The 21051-nt window shown below is 65.1% G+C and carries 21 protein-coding genes; 13 read left to right on the top strand and 8 right to left on the bottom strand.

Going from position 1 to position 21051, the window contains the following annotated elements; translation table 11 throughout:
• Positions 1–10 precede the first annotated feature (10 nt).
• On the bottom strand, positions 11–724 hold the full coding sequence (locus G6N41_RS05880) for a zf-HC2 domain-containing protein (protein WP_198966860.1): 714 nt from the start codon (positions 722–724) through the stop codon (positions 11–13).
• Positions 725–867: 143 nt separating this feature from the next.
• On the opposite strand from G6N41_RS05880, the gene G6N41_RS05875 reads away from it, so the two are divergent.
• The 3 genes from G6N41_RS05875 (at position 868) to G6N41_RS05865 (ending at position 2129) form a co-directional block, all read left to right on the top strand.
• Positions 868–1083 (top strand): hypothetical protein, encoded by a 216-nt coding sequence (locus G6N41_RS05875; protein WP_198968092.1) that lies wholly within the window; start codon positions 868–870, stop codon positions 1081–1083.
• A 72-nt stretch (positions 1084–1155) separates the two neighbouring features.
• Entirely contained in the window at positions 1156–1575 is a 420-nt protein-coding gene (locus G6N41_RS05870) for a hypothetical protein (protein ID WP_198913147.1), read from the top strand.
• A gap of 5 nt (positions 1576–1580) precedes the next feature.
• Positions 1581–2129, top strand: a complete 549-nt coding sequence (locus tag G6N41_RS05865; RefSeq protein ID WP_231608579.1) for a hypothetical protein — start codon at positions 1581–1583, stop codon at positions 2127–2129.
• 118 nt (positions 2130–2247) lie between these two features.
• On the opposite strand, the gene G6N41_RS05860 is transcribed toward G6N41_RS05865, so the two are convergent.
• Positions 2248–3057, bottom strand: a complete 810-nt coding sequence (locus G6N41_RS05860; RefSeq protein WP_198966859.1) for a class I SAM-dependent methyltransferase — start codon at positions 3055–3057, stop codon at positions 2248–2250.
• 326 nt (positions 3058–3383) lie between these two features.
• Between G6N41_RS05860 and G6N41_RS05855 the strand changes: the two genes are divergently transcribed.
• The 6 genes from G6N41_RS05855 (at position 3384) to G6N41_RS05830 (ending at position 12531) form a co-directional block, all read left to right on the top strand.
• Positions 3384–4802: a PPE family protein gene (locus tag G6N41_RS05855; protein ID WP_198966858.1), complete on the top strand. Its 1419-nt coding sequence runs from the start codon at positions 3384–3386 to the stop codon at positions 4800–4802.
• Positions 4803–4995: 193 nt separating this feature from the next.
• Positions 4996–5865, top strand: a complete 870-nt coding sequence (gene scoE, locus G6N41_RS05850; protein WP_020731369.1) for a (3R)-3-[(carboxymethyl)amino]fatty acid oxygenase/decarboxylase — start codon at positions 4996–4998, stop codon at positions 5863–5865.
• Positions 5862–6416 (top strand): FcoT family thioesterase, encoded by a 555-nt coding sequence (locus G6N41_RS05845; protein WP_198966857.1) that lies wholly within the window; start codon positions 5862–5864, stop codon positions 6414–6416. Before scoE ends, G6N41_RS05845 begins: the two co-directional genes overlap by 4 nt.
• A 28-nt stretch (positions 6417–6444) precedes the next feature.
• Complete coding sequence (fadD10, locus tag G6N41_RS05840; RefSeq protein WP_198966856.1) at positions 6445–8040, top strand: fatty acid--CoA ligase FadD10; 1596 nt, start codon at positions 6445–6447, stop codon at positions 8038–8040.
• A 4-nt stretch (positions 8041–8044) separates the two neighbouring features.
• Positions 8045–8284: an acyl carrier protein gene (locus tag G6N41_RS05835; RefSeq protein ID WP_198966855.1), complete on the top strand. Its 240-nt coding sequence runs from the start codon at positions 8045–8047 to the stop codon at positions 8282–8284.
• Positions 8281–12531, top strand: a complete 4251-nt coding sequence (locus tag G6N41_RS05830) for an AMP-binding protein (protein WP_198966854.1) — start codon at positions 8281–8283, stop codon at positions 12529–12531. The genes G6N41_RS05835 and G6N41_RS05830 overlap by 4 nt, the downstream gene beginning before the upstream one ends.
• 23 nt (positions 12532–12554) lie before the next feature.
• On the opposite strand, the gene G6N41_RS05825 is transcribed toward G6N41_RS05830, so the two are convergent.
• From G6N41_RS05825 to G6N41_RS05800, 6 genes are all read right to left on the bottom strand, one after another.
• Positions 12555–15398 (bottom strand): MMPL/RND family transporter, encoded by a 2844-nt coding sequence (locus G6N41_RS05825; RefSeq protein WP_231608980.1) that lies wholly within the window; start codon positions 15396–15398, stop codon positions 12555–12557.
• A 150-nt stretch (positions 15399–15548) separates the two neighbouring features.
• Complete coding sequence (locus G6N41_RS05820; RefSeq protein ID WP_020727726.1) at positions 15549–16352, bottom strand: SDR family NAD(P)-dependent oxidoreductase; 804 nt, start codon at positions 16350–16352, stop codon at positions 15549–15551.
• A 101-nt stretch (positions 16353–16453) separates the two neighbouring features.
• On the bottom strand, positions 16454–16939 hold the full coding sequence (locus tag G6N41_RS05815; protein ID WP_198966852.1) for an SRPBCC family protein: 486 nt from the start codon (positions 16937–16939) through the stop codon (positions 16454–16456).
• Positions 16940–17296: 357 nt separating this feature from the next.
• Positions 17297–18052 carry a 5'-methylthioadenosine/adenosylhomocysteine nucleosidase gene (locus tag G6N41_RS05810; protein WP_198966851.1) on the bottom strand — a complete coding sequence of 252 codons (756 nt, stop codon included), beginning with the start codon at positions 18050–18052 and terminating at the stop codon, positions 17297–17299.
• A 110-nt stretch (positions 18053–18162) separates the two neighbouring features.
• Positions 18163–18987 (bottom strand): hypothetical protein, encoded by an 825-nt coding sequence (locus G6N41_RS05805; RefSeq protein ID WP_198966850.1) that lies wholly within the window; start codon positions 18985–18987, stop codon positions 18163–18165.
• Entirely contained in the window at positions 18984–19613 is a 630-nt protein-coding gene (locus G6N41_RS05800; protein WP_198966849.1) for a TetR/AcrR family transcriptional regulator, read from the bottom strand. Before G6N41_RS05800 ends, G6N41_RS05805 begins: the two co-directional genes overlap by 4 nt.
• A 143-nt stretch (positions 19614–19756) precedes the next feature.
• Here G6N41_RS05800 and G6N41_RS05795 point away from each other — a divergent pair, with 143 nt between their 5' ends.
• The 4 genes from G6N41_RS05795 (at position 19757) to G6N41_RS05780 (ending at position 21016) form a co-directional block, all read left to right on the top strand.
• Positions 19757–19972 carry a hypothetical protein gene (locus G6N41_RS05795; protein ID WP_198968072.1) on the top strand — a complete coding sequence of 72 codons (216 nt, stop codon included), beginning with the start codon at positions 19757–19759 and terminating at the stop codon, positions 19970–19972.
• A 72-nt stretch (positions 19973–20044) separates the two neighbouring features.
• A complete protein-coding gene (locus tag G6N41_RS05790; RefSeq protein WP_198965628.1) occupies positions 20045–20332 on the top strand; it encodes a hypothetical protein in 288 nt (95 codons plus the stop codon).
• Positions 20301–20462 carry a hypothetical protein gene (locus G6N41_RS05785; protein WP_198913342.1) on the top strand — a complete coding sequence of 54 codons (162 nt, stop codon included), beginning with the start codon at positions 20301–20303 and terminating at the stop codon, positions 20460–20462. The genes G6N41_RS05790 and G6N41_RS05785 overlap by 32 nt, the downstream gene beginning before the upstream one ends.
• A gap of 5 nt (positions 20463–20467) precedes the next feature.
• Positions 20468–21016: a hypothetical protein gene (locus G6N41_RS05780; protein ID WP_231608476.1), complete on the top strand. Its 549-nt coding sequence runs from the start codon at positions 20468–20470 to the stop codon at positions 21014–21016.
• Positions 21017–21051 lie beyond the last annotated feature (35 nt).

Raw genomic sequence — 21051 nt, 5'->3', positions numbered from 1 at the left:
CAGCGCCTGATCAGGCCGCCGATCCGTCGGTGGGCCACAGGTGGCCGTGACGACGTCCGCGAGATGCGTTCTGCGGCAGAACGATATCGGGCTCGTCTGCCAACACGTCCGGCGCCGGCCGAGGAGCACCGCAGCTTCGCCACACCATGATTGCCAGGACGGTGCCCAACAGCACCGGCAGATGGGTCAGGACCCGCGAAGTCGTCACGGCACCGGACAGCGCATCCACAACCACATAGACGCTCAAAACCGCCACGAAGACCATCAGCACACCGGCGAGCCCCTCGGCGGCGCCCGGCCATATCGCCGCGACCACCATGGCCACACCCAGCGCGATCGTCCACGCCGTGGACTCGTTGAGCAGATGGTTGCCCGACCCGATCACATAGTGGTGGCCCAGGCCGACGCTGAAGCCCAGTCCTTGCACGATTCCCACGGCGACCTGCGCGATCCCCACGAACAACAGTGCCCAGCGCTGCCAGCTCATTCGTTTGCGTTCCCGCGGCTGCGGCGTCGGCCGAATCCCGGTCAGATCAACCGCCCCGATGACCGGCCGGGATTCGATCAGGCGCTGCAGACGGCTAGCTTGGCCGGCCACCTGTTCGAACCAGAGACCACAGGCACCGCACTCATCCAGGTGCTCGTCGACTCTCGCCGAGGGCACCGGTTCTCGCTCGCCGTCGAGTCGGGCCGACAACGCTTCGCGCGCCACCTCGCAATCCATGACCTAATAGTCGCGTATTGCCGACGAATTGTTCCAGGGTGCGGCAAGCATCACGAGAAATGCCCGTGAAGCGTCCTCGGTGCATCACGTAAAAATGCCCGCGGAACGGTCGATCCTTGGCAGGCATGGGAAGTGGGCTGTCGATGTCGTCTCGGGCCGAGATCACCGCGAAGTTCGCCAGGGGGTATGTGGGGGCGCCGAAGGCGGGCAAGGGGCAGATTCTGGATCAGGTGGTGGCGGTCACCGGCTGGTCGCGTGACAACGCCAGGCGGCGGTTGAGGGCGGCGGCCGCGCCGGCGGGAGCGGGTCGGCAGGTCGCCAAACGGACTCGCCGGCAACGCAATCCGAAGTACTCCTAGGATGCGCTCAAGGTGTTGCAGAAGGTGTGGGCGGCCTCAGGCGGGCAGTGCGGCCGGTATCTGGCCGCTTCCATGGCACTTCAGTTGGATGCTCTAGAACGCCACGGCGAACTGGTGGACGGCCGTGACCGTTACGGCCCGGCGGTGCGTGCCGAGCTGTTGGCGATGAGCAGCGCCACGATCGACCGCTACCTGCGCGGCGCCAAGGCCCGCGACCAGATCTCGGGTGTGTCGACGACGAAACCCTCCCCGCTGCTGCGGTCCTCGATCACCATCTGCAAAGCAGGCGATGAGGCCGAAGAATCTCCGGGGTTCTTCGAAGGCGACACCGTGGCGCACTGCGGCCCGACACTGAAAGGTGAGTTCGCCCGCACGGTCAACCTCACCGACATGCACATCGGCTGGGTGTTCACCCGCACGGTGCGCAACAACGCCCACCCCCACATCCTGGGCGCCCTCAAAACCGGAATTACTAAAATCCCTATAAGGTAACGGGTTTGGACTTCGACAACGGCACCGAATTCCTCAATAAGGCGGTCATCAAGTGGGCCGCGGACATGGAGATCTTCTTCACCCGCTCACGACCCTACAAGAAGAACGACCAGGCCACCATCGAGTCCAAAAACAACCACCTCGTGCGTCGCTACGGGTTCTACTACCGCTACGACACCGACGAAGAACGCGCCGTGCTCAACCGGCTGTGGCACCTGGTCAACGACCGGCTCAACTACCTGACCCCCACCATCAAACCCATCAGCTACGGCTGCAGCCGCGACGGTCACCGCCGCCGGCTCTACGACAAGCCCCAGACCCCCCTGGACCGGCTGCTGGCCGCCGGAGTCCTCTCAGCGGCCCAACAAACAGAGCTGCTCACCTACCGCAACAGCCTCAACCCCGCCGCGATCGCCCACCAGAACGCCGACCTGCAAGCCGCCCTGCTCAGACTCGCCAAAGACAAGACCGAACAGCTCTACCTCGCCGCCATACCCGCCGCTCTACCCGCCCTCAAAGCCGGCATCCGCATCAAAAGCAAGACCACCACCTGACCCCGATTTCGCGGGCATTCCTTACCTGATGCATGAACCAGGTTTCGCAGGCATCTTGACTTGATGCATCACGGGGTGTTCGTTTCGCGGCGGCTCGGCGCGAACTTGCGCTGCCGAATCAGCCGAATTCGACCAGCGTCACCGGGGCCCGCAACCGGCCCAACCCGGGCAGCCGGTACGCCACCGGAAGCGCCCAGCGCAAGAACCTTCCGCGGCCCGCCGGCGCCGGCAACTCACGGACCGCGCGAACACCGGGGATGGCGCGCAGTTCGTCATAGTGGTCGGCGGTGAACCAAAACGGCATCGGGGGCGCCGTGTAGTGCTCACTGAGCCTGAACCCGCGCCGGCGCGAATACACGCTCAACAGCCAAGCGATGCTGTCGAAAACCAGCTGGCCATGGGGAAATCGTTTGGCGCAGGCCGCGATCAGCTCGAACACCACGTCACGGCGCAGGTACTGGAACAGCCCCTCGGCGGTGATCAGCACGCCGTTGGCGTCGTCCACCTGCTCCATCCACGAGTAGTCGAACGCGGACTGAGCGCAGTAGCGAAGTCGGTCGCAGGCGGGAAGCAGCTGCTCACGCAGCCGCACGATCGGCGCCAGGTCTACCGAAAGCCAGTTCAGCTCACCATTGTCGAGACGCCAGAAACTGGTCTGTAGCCCCTCCGCCAGTGCGACCACGGTGGCGCCGGGGTGGGTCCGCAGAAAATCCCGGGTGCTGTTGTCAAATGCCAAGGCACGCAGGGCGGTAGCTTGGTGAGTACGGCCGAAGTGGTGGTAGGGGTAGTCGATGTCATTGCGCAGGGCGATGGCCATCGGGTCGTCGATGATGGCATCGGGCCGGGCGGCCTCGGTCGCGCGCTGATGCAGGGTCAGCAACGCGGTTTCGGATATGCCGTCGAGATGACGGGCGTCAATGACTGGCATGGCTGCACAATATAGGGCACCGAGGTGCGGCAGCGCCCTCCCCGCAACGGGTGACGACGGGTGACGACGGCTGATTCCGAACCCGCTGCCGACCAGATGGATTCACCTGACCTCGCGAAATGACCGGCTTGCCCCGCCCAACCAGGGTGCGCCGCGCTCCTCCGGCAAGACCTGCCCAACCCGGATTCAGAACCACGGCGCCACGGTGGGAACTTTTTGCTCACTCGCCCCGACTAACCCTGGTAAAGCCAACCAGCGTCAGCCCGCCCACGGCGCGCGCACCACGCTTACGCAGGAGAGGGTAAGCCCTGACCGCCCCGATATGGATGGCCATACCTCCCGAGGTGCACTCGGCCCTGTTGAGCGCGGGCCAAGGCCCGGGGGCGCTGCTTGCTGCCGCCGGACAATGGCAAGAGCTCAGCGCGCAATACAGCGCTGCCGTTGTCGAGTTGACCCAGCTACTGGCCGAGGTTCAAGCCACCAGTTGGCAGGGATACGCCGCCCACCAGTGGTTGGCCGCGCATGGCCCCTACCTGATCTGGCTGGAGCAGGCCGCGATCGATAGCTCGGTAACCGCCGCGCAGCACAGGATCGCGGCCGCCGGCTACAGCAGCGCCGTAGCCACCATGCCCACGCTGGCAGAGCTGGCCGCTAACCACGCCATCCACGGCGTGCTGGTGGTGACCAATTTCTTCGGCATCAACGCCATCCCCATCGCGCTCAACGAGGCCGACTACGTCCGCATGTGGATTCAAGCCGCCGAGACCATGACCACCTATCAGGCGGTCAGTGAGGTCGCGGCCGCGGCGGTACCACCCACGCCACCGACGCCGTCCATCCTGCGGCCCGGCGGCGAGTGCCAGGCCGCCGCGTCGGGCATCGGGAGTTGGATCGGTCAGCTGTTGAGGGACATCCTGAGTTTCCTTGCCGATCCGTACAAGTATTTCCTGGAGTTTTTCCAGCGTATGGGCTTCAGCCCGGCGGTCGCGGTCATCCTCGCCATCATCGCTTTGCAGCTATACGACTTTCTTTGGTACCCGTACTACGCCTCGTACGGGTTGCTACTGCTTCCCTTCTTCACTCCCGCGCTCAGCGCGTTGAGCGCCTTGAGTGCGCTGGCCTACCTGGCGAACAGGACGCCGATAACGGCACCCGTTGCCGCTCCCGCGGAGCGCAGTGTGGCCGACCTGGCCGGCCCGCAACCGGTCGTTGGTCTGACGCCGGCGGCGTCGGCGTTCGCCCCGCCAAGCCCACAAGCCACCAGCCCCGCAGCCAGCGCCCCCGCTCCCGCCCCCGCCGGCAGCCCGCTCAGTTCACCAGCGATCAGCTACGCGGTGTTGGGCCCCGCACCCCCGGGGGTGAGCTCGGGCCCCAGGGCTACCACCGGCGCGGCCGCCACCGCCACCGACACCACCCGCGCCGCGGCTCCAGCCGCGCTGAGCAGCAGCCGAGCCAGTCGCAGAAAGCGCAGCAAGAACAGGGTGGGGGTGCGCGGCTACCGCGACGAATTCCTGCAAGAACCGGCCACCATGGATTCGCCCATCGATGCTCCCGGCACCGCCGAGCCCGCCCCCAGCCCGAGCAGCCAGGGCGCCGGTCCGCTCGGCCTTACCGGCACCGCGGCGTCGCACGACGGTGCCGCCGCGGGAATGGTCCGGCTGTCGTCGCACGGCACAAGCACTGCTGTCCCGTTGCTGCCCGCCACCTGGACCAACGACTCCGAAGGAAGACCGGAAGGCGAATAGGGGGAACTTTTCATCACCACATCCGACTCCTCCTGTAGCCGCACTCATCGCAGCGCCCAATCAGGAGGTACCACCGGATCGCCACCACCAGGGACGCCGAAGACCCGTTTGCGTGCGGCAGCCGACGCCGGCATGGCGCAGTCCCAGAAATCTGTCCGAAGCAGCAGCGAAATGAACGAGGAGAAGACGGCCGATGACGCTCAACGTGAAAGGCGAGGGACTCGGTGCACAAATCACAGGGGTCGACCCAAAAAACCTCGACGACATAACCACTGACGAGATCCGTGACATCGTTTATGCGAACAAGCTGGTCATCCTGAAGGACGTCAACCCGTCGCCCGAGGAATTCCTAAAGCTCGGCAAGATCGTCGGACAGATCGTTCCTTACTACGAACCCATGTACCACCACGAGGATCACCCGGAGATCTTTGTCTCCTCCACCGAGGAAGGCCAAGGGGTTCCGAAGACCGGCGCGTTCTGGCACATCGACTACATGTTCATGCCGGAACCGTTCGCGTTTTCCATGGTGTTGCCGCTTGCGGTGCCCGGCCACGACCGCGGAACCTATTTCATCGACCTGGCCAAGGTTTGGGCGTCACTCCCGGCCGCCCAGCAGGCCCCGGCCCGCGGAACCCTCAGCACCCACGATCCCCGGCGGCACATCAAGATCCGCCCGAGCGACGTCTACCGGCCTATCGGAGAAGTCTGGGATGAGATCAGCCGCGCCACTCCCCCGATAAAGTGGCCGACAGTCATCAGGCACCCCAAGACCGGCGAAGAGATTCTCTACATCTGCGCGACGGGCACCACCAAGATCGAGGACAAGGACGGCAACCTGGTTGATCCGGCCGTGCTGGCCGAACTCTTGGCCGCGACCGGACAGCTCGATCCCGAATACAACTCGCCGTTCATCCACACCCAGCACTATGAAGTCGGCGACATCATCTTGTGGGACAACCGAGTTCTCATGCACCGGGCAAAGCACGGGACGGCCTCGGGCACCCTCACGACCTACCGCCTGACCATGCTGGATGGTCTCGAGACGCCGGGCTACCCGGCATGAGCACCACCGATTTGACCTCGCCCGCTCACCCCGCTGTCGAGTCCGCCGGCACCACTGCGATCGCCGAGGATCTACTCGCCCGGGTTCTCGAGCCCTACTCCTACAAGGGGTGTCGCTACCTGCTCGACGCCCGGTACCACGCCGACGACGATTCGGTGCTGGCCTATGGGAATTTCACGATCAGCGAGTCCGCCTATATCCGCAGCACCGGTCACTTCAATGCGGTTGAACTGATTCTCTGCTTCAACCAACTCGCATACAGCGCGTTCGCGCCCGCCGTTGCCAACGAGGAGATTCCGCAACTGCGGGGCTGGTCGCTGGAGGACTACTTCCAGCATCAACTCGCCAGCATGTTCATCAGGAACTCGTCATCACGTTTCAACCGGCCCATCAACCCCGCGAAATTCTCCGCACGGCTGCAATGCCGGAATCTGCAGGTTGTCCAACGGACGTGGCGCTATCTCCTGGTACCGTGCGCCATCGAGTTTTGGGACGAGGATGGTGGAGCCGCCTCCGGCGAGGTCGAATTGGCGGCCCTGAACATCCCCTAGATCGCTGGAAGGAAAGCGCTTTAGAGCTATGTCCGACTTACCCGCTACCGTTCTGGAACGGATCATCGAGCAGGCTCAGCGGCGGCCCGAGGCGATCGCCTTACGCCGCTGCGATGGCACGAGTGCGCTGCCATATGGCGAGCTGGCCGCCGAAGTGGATCGCTACGCCGGCGCGCTCCGTGCGCAGTCGGCATCGCGAGGATCACGGGTACTGGTCATCTCGGACAATGGACCCGAGACCTACCTAGCGGTGCTGGCCTGCGCGAAGCTTGGTGCCATCGCCGTGATGGCCGACGGCAATCTTCCGCCGGCAACCATCGATCGGTTCTGTCAGATCACCGACCCCGTCGCGGTTCTGATCGCGCCCGGGAGCAAGGTCGGGTCCTCGTCGCTACCCGAAGACCTCGCCGCGATACCCGCTATCCGGGTCGACATCGGCTCTGGCACCGGGGAGTTCGCCCATTCGCCGGATACGGATCGCCCGGCGACCGAGCCCGGGCTTGGCGCCGACGATCCGCTGGCGATGATCTTCACCAGCGGCACCACCGGCGAACCAAAGGCGGTGCTGCTGGCCAACCGCACCTTCTTCGCCGTACCGGACATCTTGCGCAACGAGGGGCTCAACTGGGTCACCTGGGTCGACGGCGAAACCACCTACTCCCCGCTGCCGGCAACCCACATCGGTGGGTTGTGGTGGATACTTACCTGTTTGATGCGTGGAGGGTTGTGCATCACCGGTGGTGAGAACACCCCTTCGCTGATGCGGATTCTGAACTCCAACGCCGTCAACACCACATGCCTGGTGCCGACCCTGCTTTCGAAACTGGTTTCGGAGTTGAAGTCCGCGGCCACAACGGTTCCATCGCTGCGGCTACTCGGGTACGGCGGTTCGCGGGCGATCGCCGCCGATGTGCGGTTCATCGAAGCCACCGGTGTTCGCACCGCACAGGTCTACGGGCTGAGCGAAACAGGCTGCACGGCTTTATGTTTGCCGACAGACGATGGCTCGATTGCCAAGATCGAGGCGGGCGCGGTGGGCCGCCCCTACCCCGGTGTGGAGGTCTATCTGGCGGCCAACGACGACGCAGACGGAGCCGGCCCCAACGCCCCGGGTGCCGGCCCTTCCGCGTCATTCGGCACGCTGTGGATCAAGTCTCCGGCAAACATGTTGGGGTATTGGAGCAATCCTCAACGTACCCAAGAGGTCCTGATCGACGGCTGGGTGAACACCGGCGATCTGTTGGAGCGCCACGAGGATGGTTTCTTCTACATCAAGGGGCGGTCCTCGGAGATGATCATCTCGGGCGGCGTGAACATCGCCCCCGACGAGGTCGATCGCATTGCGGAGGGCGTTCCGGGCGTCCGCGAGGCCGCTTGCTTCGAGATCCCCGATCCGGAATTCGGCGCGCTGGTGGGCCTGGCCGTGGTCGCTGCCACCGATGTGGACGCGTCAGCGGCCCGCAAACTCAAGCACACGATTGCGGCTCACTATCGCCGCGAGTCCGAATCGGTGGCGCGGCCGTCGACAATCGTGATCGTCAGCGAGATTCCGCGAACACAGTCGGGCAAGGTGATGCGCACGTCGCTGGCGGCGGCGGCGAATCAGGTCCAAACCGGTGGCTGACCCGGTGCGCGAACGGATCTTGCTCGCCGTCTGTGACGTGCTCTACATCGACGAAACGGATCTGATCGACGGCGACGCCACCGATCTCAGGCATCTCGGACTCGACTCCGTTAGGTTCGTGCTGCTGATGAAGCGGCTGGGCGTGGACCGAGAGTCCGAACTGCCATCCCGATTGGCCGAGAACCTCTCGATCGAGGGCTGGGTTTCGGAGCTGTCGAAGTCCGAACTGGAAAGTCCTACGTGACCGAGCCCGAAATCGGCTGTGCGGAAGCCATTCCGCTAAGCAAATCGCAGCGGAACCTGTACAACGGGGTGCTCCAGGAGAACGACCCCGCGCTGTATCTGATCGGCAAACGCTATCGGTTTCACCCGCTGGCGCTGTCGAATTTTCTTGCCGCGCTGGAAGCATCGGTGCTCAACAACCCCGTTCAGCTGTGCGTTCTGCAGATGGCCGCGACGGGCGCGGACTACCCACAGCTGGTGCCGAGGCTGCAATTCAACGACCTTGTGCTCGTACGCTCGGCCGCCCAGGGCCAACCGGACGGGCCGGGCGCCGATCTGGAGCACACCTGGTCTTCGGGCATCCTGGACAGGCCGCTCGTGCGCTATGCCGTCTCGACCGACGAGGGCGGCGATGTTTGCGGCCTCGACGTTCACACGCACCACATCCTGCTTGATGGCGGGGCGACCGGGATCATTGAGGCCGATCTGGCGCACTTTCTGGCGGCCAGCCTCGAACCCGCCGGGGTGGGCAAAATGCCCACCCTCAGACAAGGATTGGCCAAGCTGGCGGCCGCGCATCTTCGTGAAACAGCCAAGGTGGCCGAAGCACTACGGCGACAAGCCGACGCCGTGCAGCGCGAGCTCACCGCCGAGGCCGGCCAGGGTGGGGGTGCGCAGGGCGCCAGCGGTACCTCCGGGGCCGCAGCCAAGGGCGTCCTGCAAGAGTCGATCGCCCTCTGCGGCCCAGCCTATGACACCCTGCGTGCCCTCTCGGAGGCTCAACAAGTACCGCTCAACGTTCTGGTGGCGGCGGCCGCGGTCGCGGTGCAGGCGGGGCTGCGGCAGAGCACCGAGAGCCTGCTGGTGCACGCCGTGGACAACCGGTTCGGCGACCCCGAACTCAATGTCGCCACGTGCCTGGTCAACTCGGTTGCGCACGCCCTCCGATTTCGGCCTTTCGCGTCGGTGCGGGAGGTGGTCCGCGACCTTGACCGCGGCTACGTCAAGGCGGTGCGACGCCGATGGATTCGTGAAGAGCATTACCGCCGAATGTATCTGGCAATCAACCGGACCTCTCATGTGCAGGCCCTGACGCTGAATTTCATCCGCGAATCATGTGCGCCCGGCCTTCGCCCGTTCCTCTCGGAAGCACCCGTTGCGACCGAGATCGGCCCGATCGAGGGCACCACCGTGGCATGCGTGCTCGACGAACAACGGCACACCCTCAACCTGGCGATCTGGGACCGAGCCGATCTGCCCGAGCGCAACACCGGCGCCGGGGTCGCCGCTCGTATCGGCGCGGCGTTGGAATCGATGGCGGCGCTGTGGGATCAGCCGATCGCCATGACCGCCAACGAGTGGTTCGAGGTGGGCGCCGACGGCCTGCCCTGCCGTACCGAGACCGCGGGGCGACCGCGGCCACCGTCGGCACCTGCGTGGTTTGTCGATGCGGCACCGGGCCTGCGCCAGTTTCTGGACCGGCGTCGCCAGGTTTACCCGTGGGTCGGCTGGCTGGTGTGCCATGGGGTGGTGCCCGGTGATGTGCTGGTGTGCACCGACGACGACACCGACAAGACCGTTGATCTGTTGTTGGCCTGTCACCTCGCGGGTTGCGGCTACAGCATGTGCGAGTCCGTCGACGATCTTTCGTTACGAGCCAAGACAATTGGTGAGCACTGTGAAGGGAGTTCGGCGCACCCGGTCGACGTGGCCGCGGTCCGGCTCGGGGCGGTCCCGGATCACGCCCTGCGGGAGCGCATTGACCAGCGCCTTGACCAGGTGGCACGAGATCCCCTGCTGGCCACCAAGGCGGCGTACATCATGCCCACGTCGGGGACGACCGGGCAACCCAAGCTGGTGCGGATATCGCATGGGTCACTCGCTGCTTTCTGTGCCGCAATCGGCCCCAGCTACGGCTGGAACAGCCAAGACACCATCCTGCAATGCGCGCCCTTGACGTCGGACATCAGCGTTGAGGAAATCTTTGGCGCCGCCGTTTGCGGGGCGGAGTTGGTCCGATCCGCGGCCATGAAGACCGGCGACTTGGGCGGGCTGGCGCGCGATATCCACGCCTTGGGGCCGACGGTCGTCGACCTGCCGACCGCGGTGTGGCACCTGTTGTGCGAGGACGGCGACGCCGTCGACGTCATCGGCCGTTCGCGGCTGCGCCAGATCGTCATCGGCGGCGAATCCATCCGCACCAGCACCGTCGAAAAGTGGGTCAATTCCCCCGTCTTGGCACCGATCTCACTTGTCTCCAGCTACGGTCCGACCGAAGCAACGGTGGTCGCCACACACCTTCCCATCGTATACGACGGCATCGCGGCCGCCGCACACACTCGACTCAGGGTGGGCCTGCCGATAGTGCCCAATACCGTGTTCATCGCCTTCGGCGAGGTGGTCATCGCCGGGCCCTTGGTCAGCGACGGATATCTTGGGATCGATGACAGCAGCTTCGGTGCCGTGGCCCCCGGCGACGGATCGCAACTGCGCGCGTTTGCCACCGCTGACCGGGTGACCATCGATGAAGAAGGCTTTCCGGTCTTCGCCGGACGCAAAGACACCATCGTCAAAGTCGCCGGCAAGCGGGTCGACACCGCCGCGGTCGCCAGGCGCATCAGCGCTGACCCTACGGTCTGCGATGTCGCCGTCGAGCCTCATGACGGCCGTCTGGGGGTGTGGTTCGAAACCGAGCGGACCCGCGAAGCCGCCGAGGACGGCGTGACCGCGGGACGGATCGGGCTCACCCTGGCAAGCCTGGGAGTGCCCGCGTTTTTCGTTGTCGGCGTTCCGGGTATCCCTCGCAAGCCCAATGGGAAGGTCGATGGCACAAGGCTGCACACACTGCCACAACTCGCCGACGCGGTACCAAGCGACGCCGAGGCCGGCGAGAGCGCGGCCGGCCTCGCGCGCGTGTGGAGTCGCCACCTCGGAAGGCCCCTCGCTGCAGACTCATCGCTACTCGGTGCGGGAATCGGCTCATTGGATCTCATCAGGATCCTGCCCGACACTCGCAGGTATCTCGGTCGGCACCTCTCGGTGCTGGAGCTGATCAGTGCCGATACCGCCGCGAACCTGGTTTGCGACCTGGGCTCAAACCCGGCCGCGCCCGCGACCGATGGTTGGCTCGACGCTGAAACGGCCGCCGCGATCGAGCGTGACCTGGTGTCGTTGGGGAGCCAGTGCACCCCGCAGCCGTTGTGCGCCGAGCCGCCGCCGCACGACCGGGCCGCGGCACCAGTCGTCGTGCTCGGGGCATCCGGAATTGTCGGCACCGGATTTGCCCGCGCCGTCTTGCAGCGCAAGCAGGCCGGACTAGCCTGTCCGGAAATAGTTTTGGCCAGTAGGTCAAAGCCCCCCGAGCATGGCCCGTGGTCGGCCCTGCGGGGTCTCGAAGGGATCCGGATCGAACAACTCGGCGCAGCGTTGGACGCGGCGGATCTCGATGCCCTGATACGCGACACCGGCGCACGGTCCCTGATCAACTGCATCGGCAACACCAACGTGCTGGTGCCCTACCGCGGCCTCCGGGCCGCCAACGTTGAGCTGGTTTCCACGGTTGCGCAGGTGTGCGCACAACGGGATGTGCGGTTGGTGCACCTGTCGACGTTCGTCATCAGTGCCGATGTCACCGCGCCGCGGGTCACCAACCCCCGCATGTCGCCCTATCCATACGCGGCGTCAAAATCACTCGCGGAGTTGATCGTTGCCGCATCATCGCCGGCTCTGGATTTCACCATCGTGCGCCTGCCCCGGGTGCTCGGCGAGGACTACCAGTTGCGCGAGTCCGCCGACATCCTGGTTTCGGTGGTCGATGCCTGTATGGCATTGCGTGCCTTCCCGACCCTGACTTTGACCGAAGAGGTCACTACTGGCCGAGCCGCCGCGCAGGCGATTTTGGGACTGTTGCCGCAATTCTCGGGCGCCGCCGGGCTGGGTCACGGAATCACCGTCGTGCGCGGCGCGGCGGTGCAATACCGGGAACTTCTCGGCGGCTATGCACTCGATGAAATCGACGCCGCCGAGTGGAAGCACCGGCTGGACCAAAGCGAATGGGCGAGAAGAAATCCGCAACGGTGGTCGGTGGTCGACGGGTGGGTCAGCCTCGGCATGAGGTTGGGTGCGCGCTCCTACTCGGAATACCTGGCCGGTTACCCGAGCATCCCCCTGCAAGTCGGAACCGTCGCCGAGATCCCCGCACCGCCAACGGCGCTGCGGGCCTTGCTGGAGCAAGGGTGCGCACAGCCGCCAAGACCCGCACTGGCCTAGCCCTCCACCCGAGTCCCCGCGATCTAGCTCCCGGCGGTGGCCGGGGCACTCTCCACCGGCGCCGGCTCGGTGTCGCCCTGGGCGGCTCGCTGGATGGCTCTGCGGTCAGGTCGTGAGCGCACCCGCAGCGGCCACCAGAACCACCGACCCAACAGCGCAGCAATGGCCGGGGTCATGAACGCCCGCACCACCAAGGTGTCGAACAGCAGCCCCAGACCGATGGTGGTGCCCACCTGTCCGATCATCCGCACGTCACTGACCACCATGGATGCCATGGTGAACGCGAACACCAGTCCGGCGTTGGTCACGACTTTGCCGGTGCCGCCCATGGATCGGATGATGCCGGTATTGATGCCGGCGGGGATTTCCTGTTTGAACCGGGAGACCAGCAACAGGTTGTAGTCCGACCCCACGGCCAGCAGCACGATGACCGACATCGCGATCACCAGCCAGTGCAACGGCATGCCGATGATGTGTTGCCACAGCAATACCGACAATCCGAACGAGGCGCCAAGTGAAATCGCGACCGTACCCACGATCACGCCGGCGGCCACCAGCGCGCGGGTGAGGATCAGCATGATGACAAAAATGAGGCAGAGCGAAGCGATTCCGGCAATCAGAAGATCCCATTTCGCGCCCTCGGAGACGTCCTTGAAGATGGCGCCCACCCCGGCCAGGTAGATGGTGGCGTTCTCCAACGGAGTCCCCTTGAGTGACTCCTCGGCCGCGGTGCGGATCTTGTCGATACTGGCGATGCCGCTGACCGAGGCGGGGTCGCTGCGGTGCAAGATGATGAAGCGAGCCGCGTGCCCGTCCGGCGACAGGAAGCTTCCCATCGCACGTTTGAAGTCCGCGTTCTCGAACACTTCTGGCGGCAGATAGAATGAGTCGTCGTTCTTGGCGGTATCGAACGCCTTGCCCATCGCGTTGGCGTTCTCGCTGAGCTCGGTCATCTGGTCGACCATGCCCGACATGGTGCTGTGCATGGTCAGCATCATGGTCCGGATGTGTTCCATGGATTCGATCATTGGCGGGAACGTCTCGGTCATCTGCGGCATCAGCCGGTCCACGTTCTCGAGGTCACCGACCATCACGTCGAGTTTCTCGTCGATCTGGTCCAGACCGTCCAGTGCGTCGAAGAGGGACCGGAATGTCCAGCAGTTCGGGATGTCGTAGCAGTGCTTCTCCCAGTAGAGGTAACTGCGGATCGGACGCCAGAAGTCGTCGAAATCCGCGAGTTTGTCCCGCAGTTCGTTGGTGATCTGCTGCATCTCGATGGTGTCGCCGACCATCCGGTGGGTGTTGTCGGCCAGCTGCGACGACAGCTCGTACATGCGCCTGGTCAGCGCGATCGTCTTGGCCATCTCGTCGGCCTGGGTCAGTAGGTCATTCATCCGCGCGCGCTGGTAGTGCAACGACTGCACCTGACCGGCGTTTTGCATGCTGAGCCGAAACGGGATGGTGGTGTGGTCCATGGTTGTTCCGGAAGGCCTGGTGATGGCCTGCACGCGGGAGATGCCCGGAACCCGGAATATGCCCTTGGCCAGCTTGTCCAGCACCAGAAAGTCGGTGGGGTTGCGCATGTCGTGATCCGACTCGATCATCAGGATCTCCGGGTTGATCCGCGCCTGGGAGAAGTGGCGGTCCGCGACCGCGAGGCCCTGATTGGCGGGGATGAAGCTGGGCAGGTAGGCCCGGTCGTTGTAGCTGGGCCGGTAGCCGGGCAGGGTGATCAGACCGACCAGCGCGACGGCGCACGTGACGGCGAGAATGGGCAGCGGCCAGCGCACGATGGCCGTGCCGACCCGCCGCGAGCCGCGTACCTGCAGCACCCGCTTGGGGTCGAACGCGCCGAACCGGCCGCCGACGACAAGGACGGCCGGCGCCAACGTCAATGCGACAAGCAGGGCCACCAGCATCCCAACCGAACAGGGGATGCCCAACGTCTGGAAATAGGGCATCCGGGTGAAGCTCAGGCAAAACGTTGCCGCGGAGATGGTCAGACCGGAGCCCAGGATGACATGGGCGGTGCCGCGGTACATGGTGTAGAAGGCCGATTCTCGGTCTTCGCCGGCCTGCCGGGCCTCCTGGTAGCGACCGACGATGAATATCCCGTAGTCGGTTCCGGCGGCGATCGCCAGTGACGTGAGCAGGCTGACCGCAAAGGTGGAAAGCCCGATCAATCCGCTGTGGCCGAGCAGCGCGACGGCCCCGCGCGCCGCGGTCAGTTCCAGGCCCACCGTGACGAGCAGCAGGAACACCGTGACGGGGGATCGATATACAAACAGCAGCATGATCAGGATCACCGCGACCGTGGTCAGGGTGATCTTGGCCATGGATCGGTCGCCGCTCTTGTGTAGATCCGCGGCCATCGCCGGCCCACCGGTGACGTAGGCCTTCACCCCGGGTGGGGCCGGGGTGGCGTCAACGATCTTGCGGACCGCCTCGACGGATTCGTTGGCCAGCAGCTCACCTTGCTTGCCGGCCAGGCTCACCTGGACAGTGGCCGCCATGCCGTCGTTGCTCTGGGCGCCCGCCGCCGTCAGCGGATCCCCCCAGAAGTCCTGGATGCTCAGCACATGCTTCTTGTCGGCGCGCAGCTTGCGGATCAGCCCGTCGTAGAACTTGTGGGCATCGTCGCCGAGTGGCTTGTCGCCCTCCAGGATGATCATGGCCACGCTGTCGGTTTCGCCTTCGTTGAAGACGTGGCCGATGCGGTTGAGGGCCACGACCGACGGCGCGTCGGTGGGGCTCAGCGACACCGAGCGCTCTTGTCCGACCACTTCCAGTGATGGGACGAACACGCTGAGCAGGACCACCACCGCCAACCAGAACAGGATGATCGGCACCGCGAGGGTGCGGATCATCCTGGCGACAAATGGCCGGTCGGCCGCAGTGGTGCCGGTCTGGCCGGGCACTGACTGTGTGGTACTCACGCGGTCTTCACCCTATCGAAAGTGGGCGCCCCGCCCGCACGCTACCGAAGCACAACTCGAGGACAACTCATTGCGCTGCGCTCACTGGCGCTTCATGGCGGGGTGGATGCGGGCCATGATCGAGCCCATCCAATCCGGTGGCGTTACCCGGATCAGTTCGGCCGAGATGCGGTTGGCAAGACCGGGGACGACGACGGCCTTGCCGGCTGCCAAACCGTCGATTCCGGCTTGCGCCACCTGATCGACGGACTTCCACATGATCTTGGGCAAGCTCTCGGTTTCCTGCTTGGTGAACCCGGCGACGTCGCCGAAGCTGGTGTCCACCGGTCCCGGGCTCAGCGCCGTCACCGAAACACCGCTGCCGTGCAGTTCGCCGCGCAGGCTATGGGTGTAGGACAACACGAACGCCTTGGCCGCGCCGTAGGCCGCCTGCCCGGGCAGGGGGGCGAATCCGGCCACCGACGCTACGTTGAGCACCGCGCCTCGCCCGCGTTCGACCATGGCCGGCAGAAACCGGCTACACAGGTCGACCACCGCGGCCACATCGACCTCGACCAGGTTGAGTTCCTGTTCGGGAACCGATTTCGCCACCGGACCCAGCGTCGACAGCCCCGCGTTGTTGATCAGGATGTCGGGCACCAGGCCCAGCGCCGCCACCCGGTCGACCAGGCCGGCGCGGTCGCTGCGCACAGACAGATCGGCGGGCAGCGGGTGGGTATCCGAACCCAACCGTCCCGCGAGGGCTTCGAGGCGGTCGGCACTGCGGGCCACCAACACCACCTGGTAGCCACGCTGGGAAAGGATCCGGGCGAATTCCTCGCCGATGCCCGACGAGGCGCCGGTGACGATGGCGGCGCGGTCTTTTCCTGGTGGTGGGAGAGCCATAGGGTGACCGTACCGGCCCACTGGGCCGGATAGGGAAAGCCGCGGCAACTGGGCCGACTCGGGGCATTTCCCGGCCGGGGTTCCCGGTGGTGGCCCGGTGATCAGTCGCCGGCCGCAGCGGCCTCGGAGTGCCCCGCGAGGCGGTCCAGCGAAGCGCGCAGCTGCACGGTGGTGGTGGCCCGCGCCCGGGGGAACCGCGCCGGGTCGGACAGCTCCGTCCAGTTGTATGTGTGGGTGACCAGGGTGCGGGTATCGCTGATCGGGGTGAGCTCCCAGCGCCAAAGATGGCCGGGCGGCGTTTTTCCGAGTTCTGATGGGCGCCAGGCGATCAACCGGGCTTCGGTGAACTCGACGATGTGGTTCTCGCGCACGCTGCCCAGGGTCAGCGTCATGCGGAAGACATCGCCGACCTGGTGTACCCGTTGTCCCGCGGCACAGTGGCCAAGATTGTCGTTGCCGTCCCAGTCGGGCTGGCGAGACGGGTCGGCGATCAGCTCGAATATTTGCGCCGAGCCGGCCGCAATTTCGCGGGTGGCACTCACCACACGTTCGGAGCGGTCGGGCAGCGGGGCGTCGGTATCAACCACCTACCCATCCAAACACTGCGCCGGCTCGGCGCGGGTACCGCGGCTGGCAATCGGTGAGGTGACTTTGGGCCGATCCTGGTGGGGACCTTTGGCCATCGACGCGCCGGTGTTTCGCTGAAATACTGGTTGCTAACAGGGCAACCTGGTGGTCTGTCCGAAGTGCAGTAAGCCCATTTTTGGGCGAGGCCCGCAAGGTCCTGCTTGACCCACCGTCAGAAGACGGGGATCTGCCTTCGGGCAGACCTCTTATGTGCGAGCGCCCAGATATACGTCACTGCGACGAGCCGCGGCGTTTCCTGTACATCAGTTATGTGTCGCGACGGGCACCACCCGCGCCGAGCCGCACCCGCGGATGGTTCAGTCCACCACCGACAGCAGGTGCAGCAATATCCGGGCCGAGCTGACCGAAACCTCGTCGACGAACCGATTGAAATCCAGCCCGGAACCGGCGCCGGCGAGGTCGGAGAGCGCGCGGATGACCAGCCAGGGGATGGCAAAGGACTCGCATACTTGAGCCAGCGCACCGCCTTCCATCTCGATGGCCATGCCGGAAAAGTCATTGTAGAGCTGGTCCCGGGTGCGCGCGGAATGCAGATACTGGTCGCCGGTGAGGATGGTTCCGTAGTTGATCCGCGGTGGGCGGGCTCCGCCCCCGGCGGCGGCCGACAGCGCTGGCAGGGTGAAGTCCTCGAGGCGGTGTTTGACCCGATCCAGCAGTTCCGGTTCCACCCGATAGCCCAGCTGTTCGGTGGGTTTGATGAACGGGACGTGGCCGGGCTGGTAGGGCTGCAGTCCGTCATCGGTGAGCAACCCGCAATCGTGCTGCACCACGCGATCGGCGATAACTATGTCGCCGATGGACAACGCCGGGTCCAGTCCTCCGGCGACCCCGGTGAAAATCACGGTGTGACAATCGAATCGGTCCGCTAGCAGGGTGGCGACCAGGCCGGCGTTTACTTTGCCCATTCCGGCCGCGGTCAGCACCACCCGCCGATCCCCCAGTTGACCGGCATAGAAACAAATTTGGGCGATCTCCTGTTGATCGGCGGCGACCAGATTGGTGCGCAGATAGGCCAATTCCTGCGGGATCGCGCAGATAACACCTATCGTCACCGTGAACCGTTGCCCTGCAAGTCAATCTCCCATCGCCGGCCAACTCCACCGGTGGCCCAAAAACCTGACCGCGATTGTAGCGACAGGCCAAAGCGGGCTCGGCCGGTCGATCAGGGCAGCGCGGCTACAAAGGTTTCGTTTGTCAGGCCGGCGACGAGCTCGTCGACGTCGAACGGCCGGTCCAGGCGAGCCCGAAACTTCGCCACATCGACGAGCAGACTTATCTCGTAGGTCTGGCGAGCGAAGAACCGTCCGACAACGGGGTACAGCCGGCGCATCGTGGCCCGGCCCGCGGCGTTGCAGCTTGCCGCGCAGTAGCCGACGTGGCCCAATTCGTCGGTGAGTATCTCGCTGTAGAGGCGCTCGATCCGGGCCGCCACCGCCGGTTCGTCGGCGAACAGTTCGACTCCGGCGCGTCGCAGCTCGTCGAACATGATGCAACCCGCCATCTCGCCCGCGCCCACGATTGGGAATGCGAGTCGATCCGGCAGGAACACGCTCATCTTGACGAACTGGCGCACCAGCAACGGTGGCGCAATCACCTGGAACGGCAGACCAAACATGTCCAGCACGTACGCCAGCAGCCGAGTGTGATAGTGCTCCTCGAGTTCGACGTAGACCCGCTCCGGCGGCAGGTCGGCACCGCTGTTGACTCCGTAGGTTTCGCCCAGGTTCACCCCAAACCGCTCAGCCTGGTTCAGCTTGGCGGTGGCCAGCAAGAACAACATCGCCCGGTCGAGTCCCGGCTCGGGTCGACGCCGCCGCAGGTTGCGCAGGAACACCTGCCGATCGACGTGGCGCGCCGAGCGAATGGGCTCGGCTACTAGCGCTGCAAAGAACGCTTCCCGGGTGGCAAGCCGGCGATGCAACAGGTCCGCCTCGCCGTCGCGTCGGGCCAGATATTCGCGGTAGCCCTCGATACCTGAACTGCTCATCGTGCCTCCATTCCGTGAACAACGGTCGTTACAAAGCGGTTCAGTAACGCGGTCCGCGCGTCCGGGGTCGTCGCGCCGGTGGCCAGCAACGCGAACAAACCGGTCAGGAAGATCGCCCCCAGCTCACCCGCGTCGGCATCCGGTGGGACCCGATCCGCCCGCTGCGCCTGCGCGATCGTCTCAATGACGAATTCGGCCAACGGGTGTTCGCCCAGCTGGTCCTCGACCGGCCGGGTTGGGGCAAAGTGCAATCCGAGCATGTCCCGGAACACAAGCGGGCCCAGCCGTCGCTCGACGGCAAACACCTGGTGCGCCACCGAACTCAATACCGATACCAGGTCGGTGGAATCGGTGGTTGGATCGCGCAGCTTTGCCACAATGGCGAGTTCCTCGGCGCGCTCCAACTCCACCAAGACGTGCTCCTTGGTGGGGAAGTGGAAGTAGAACGTCCCCCGTGCCACCCCGGCCGCCGCGGCGATCGCCGCCACATCCGCGCCGGCTAATCCGCGCCGACCTATCTCGGCGACCGCGGCATCGAATACCCGCGCCCGGGTGCGCAGCCGCTGAGCCGCGCGCACCTTTTGCTGCGGCGAGTGCGGCGCGGTAGTCGACGCGGTCGAGCCCACACCGATACCGTACGAGCATTAACTGACACCTGTCAATGACGCGGCAAGCATCACGAGAAATGCCCGTGAAGCGTCCTCGGTGCATCACGTAAAAATGCCCGCGAAACGGTCGATCCTCAGCAGGCATGGGAAGTGGGCTGTCGATGTCGTCTCGGGCCGAGATCACCGCGAAGTTCGCCAGGGCGTATGTGGGGGCGCCGAAGGCGGACAAGGGGCAGATTCTGGATCAGGTGGTGGCGGTCACCGGCTGGTCGCGTGACAACGCCCGGCGGCGGTTGAGGGCGGCGGCCGCGCCGCCGGGAGCGGGTCGGCAGGTCGCCAAACGGATTTGCCGGCAACGCAATCCGAAGTACTCCTAGGATGCGCTCAAGGTGTTGCAGAAGGTGTGGGCGGCCTCAGGCGGGCAGTGCGGCCGGTATCTGGCCGCTTCCATGGCACTTCAGTTGGATGCTCTAGAACGCCACGGCGAACTGGTGGACGGCCGTGACCGTTACGGCCCGGCGGTGCGTGCCGAGCTGTTGGCGATGAGCAGCGCCACGATCGACCGCTACCTGCGCGGCGCCAAGGCCCGCGACCAGATCTCGGGTGTGTCGACGACGAAACCCTCCCGCTGCTGCGGTCCTCGATCACCATCTGCAAAGCAGGCGATGAGGCCGAAGAATCTCCGGGTTCTTCGAAGGCGACACCGTGGCGCACTGCGGCCCGACACTGAAAGGTGAGTTCGCCCGCACGGTCAACCTCACCGACATGCACATCGGCTGGGTGTTCACCCGCACGGTGCGCAACAACGCCCACCCCCACATCCTGGGCGCCCTCAAAACCGGAATTACTAAAATCCCTATAAGGTAACGGGTTTGGACTTCGACAACGGCACCGAATTCCTCAATAAGGCGGTCATCAAGTGGGCCGCGGACATGGAGATCTTCTTCACCCGCTCACGGCCCTACAAGAAGAACGACCAGGCCACCATCGAGTCCAAAAACAACCACCTCGTGCGTCGCTACGGGTTCTACTACCGCTACGACACCGACGAAGAACGCGCCGTGCTCAACCGGCTGTGGCACCTGGTCAACGACCGGCTCAACTACCTGACCCCCACCATCAAACCCATCAGCTACGGCTGCAGCCGCGACGGTCACCGCCGCCGGCTCTACGACAAGCCCCAGACCCCCCTGGACCGGCTGCTGGCCGCCGGAGTCCTCTCAGCGGCCCAACAAACAGAGCTGCTCACCTACCGCAACAGCCTCAACCCCGCCGCGATCGCCCACCAGATCGCCGACCTGCAAGCCGCCCTGCTCAGACTCGCCAAAGACAAGACCGAACAGCTCTACCTCGCCGCCATACCCGCCGCTCTACCCGCCCTCAAAGCCGGCATCCGCATCAAAAGCAAGACCACCACCTGACCCCGATTTCGCGGGCATTCCTTACCTGATGCATG

Source organism: Mycobacterium shottsii (assembly GCF_010728525.1).
In the GTDB taxonomy this organism is placed as follows: domain Bacteria; phylum Actinomycetota; class Actinomycetes; order Mycobacteriales; family Mycobacteriaceae; genus Mycobacterium; species Mycobacterium marinum.
Note: the sequence above shows the minus strand (reverse complement) of the source record. Positions and strands in the feature narration are given on the sequence as shown.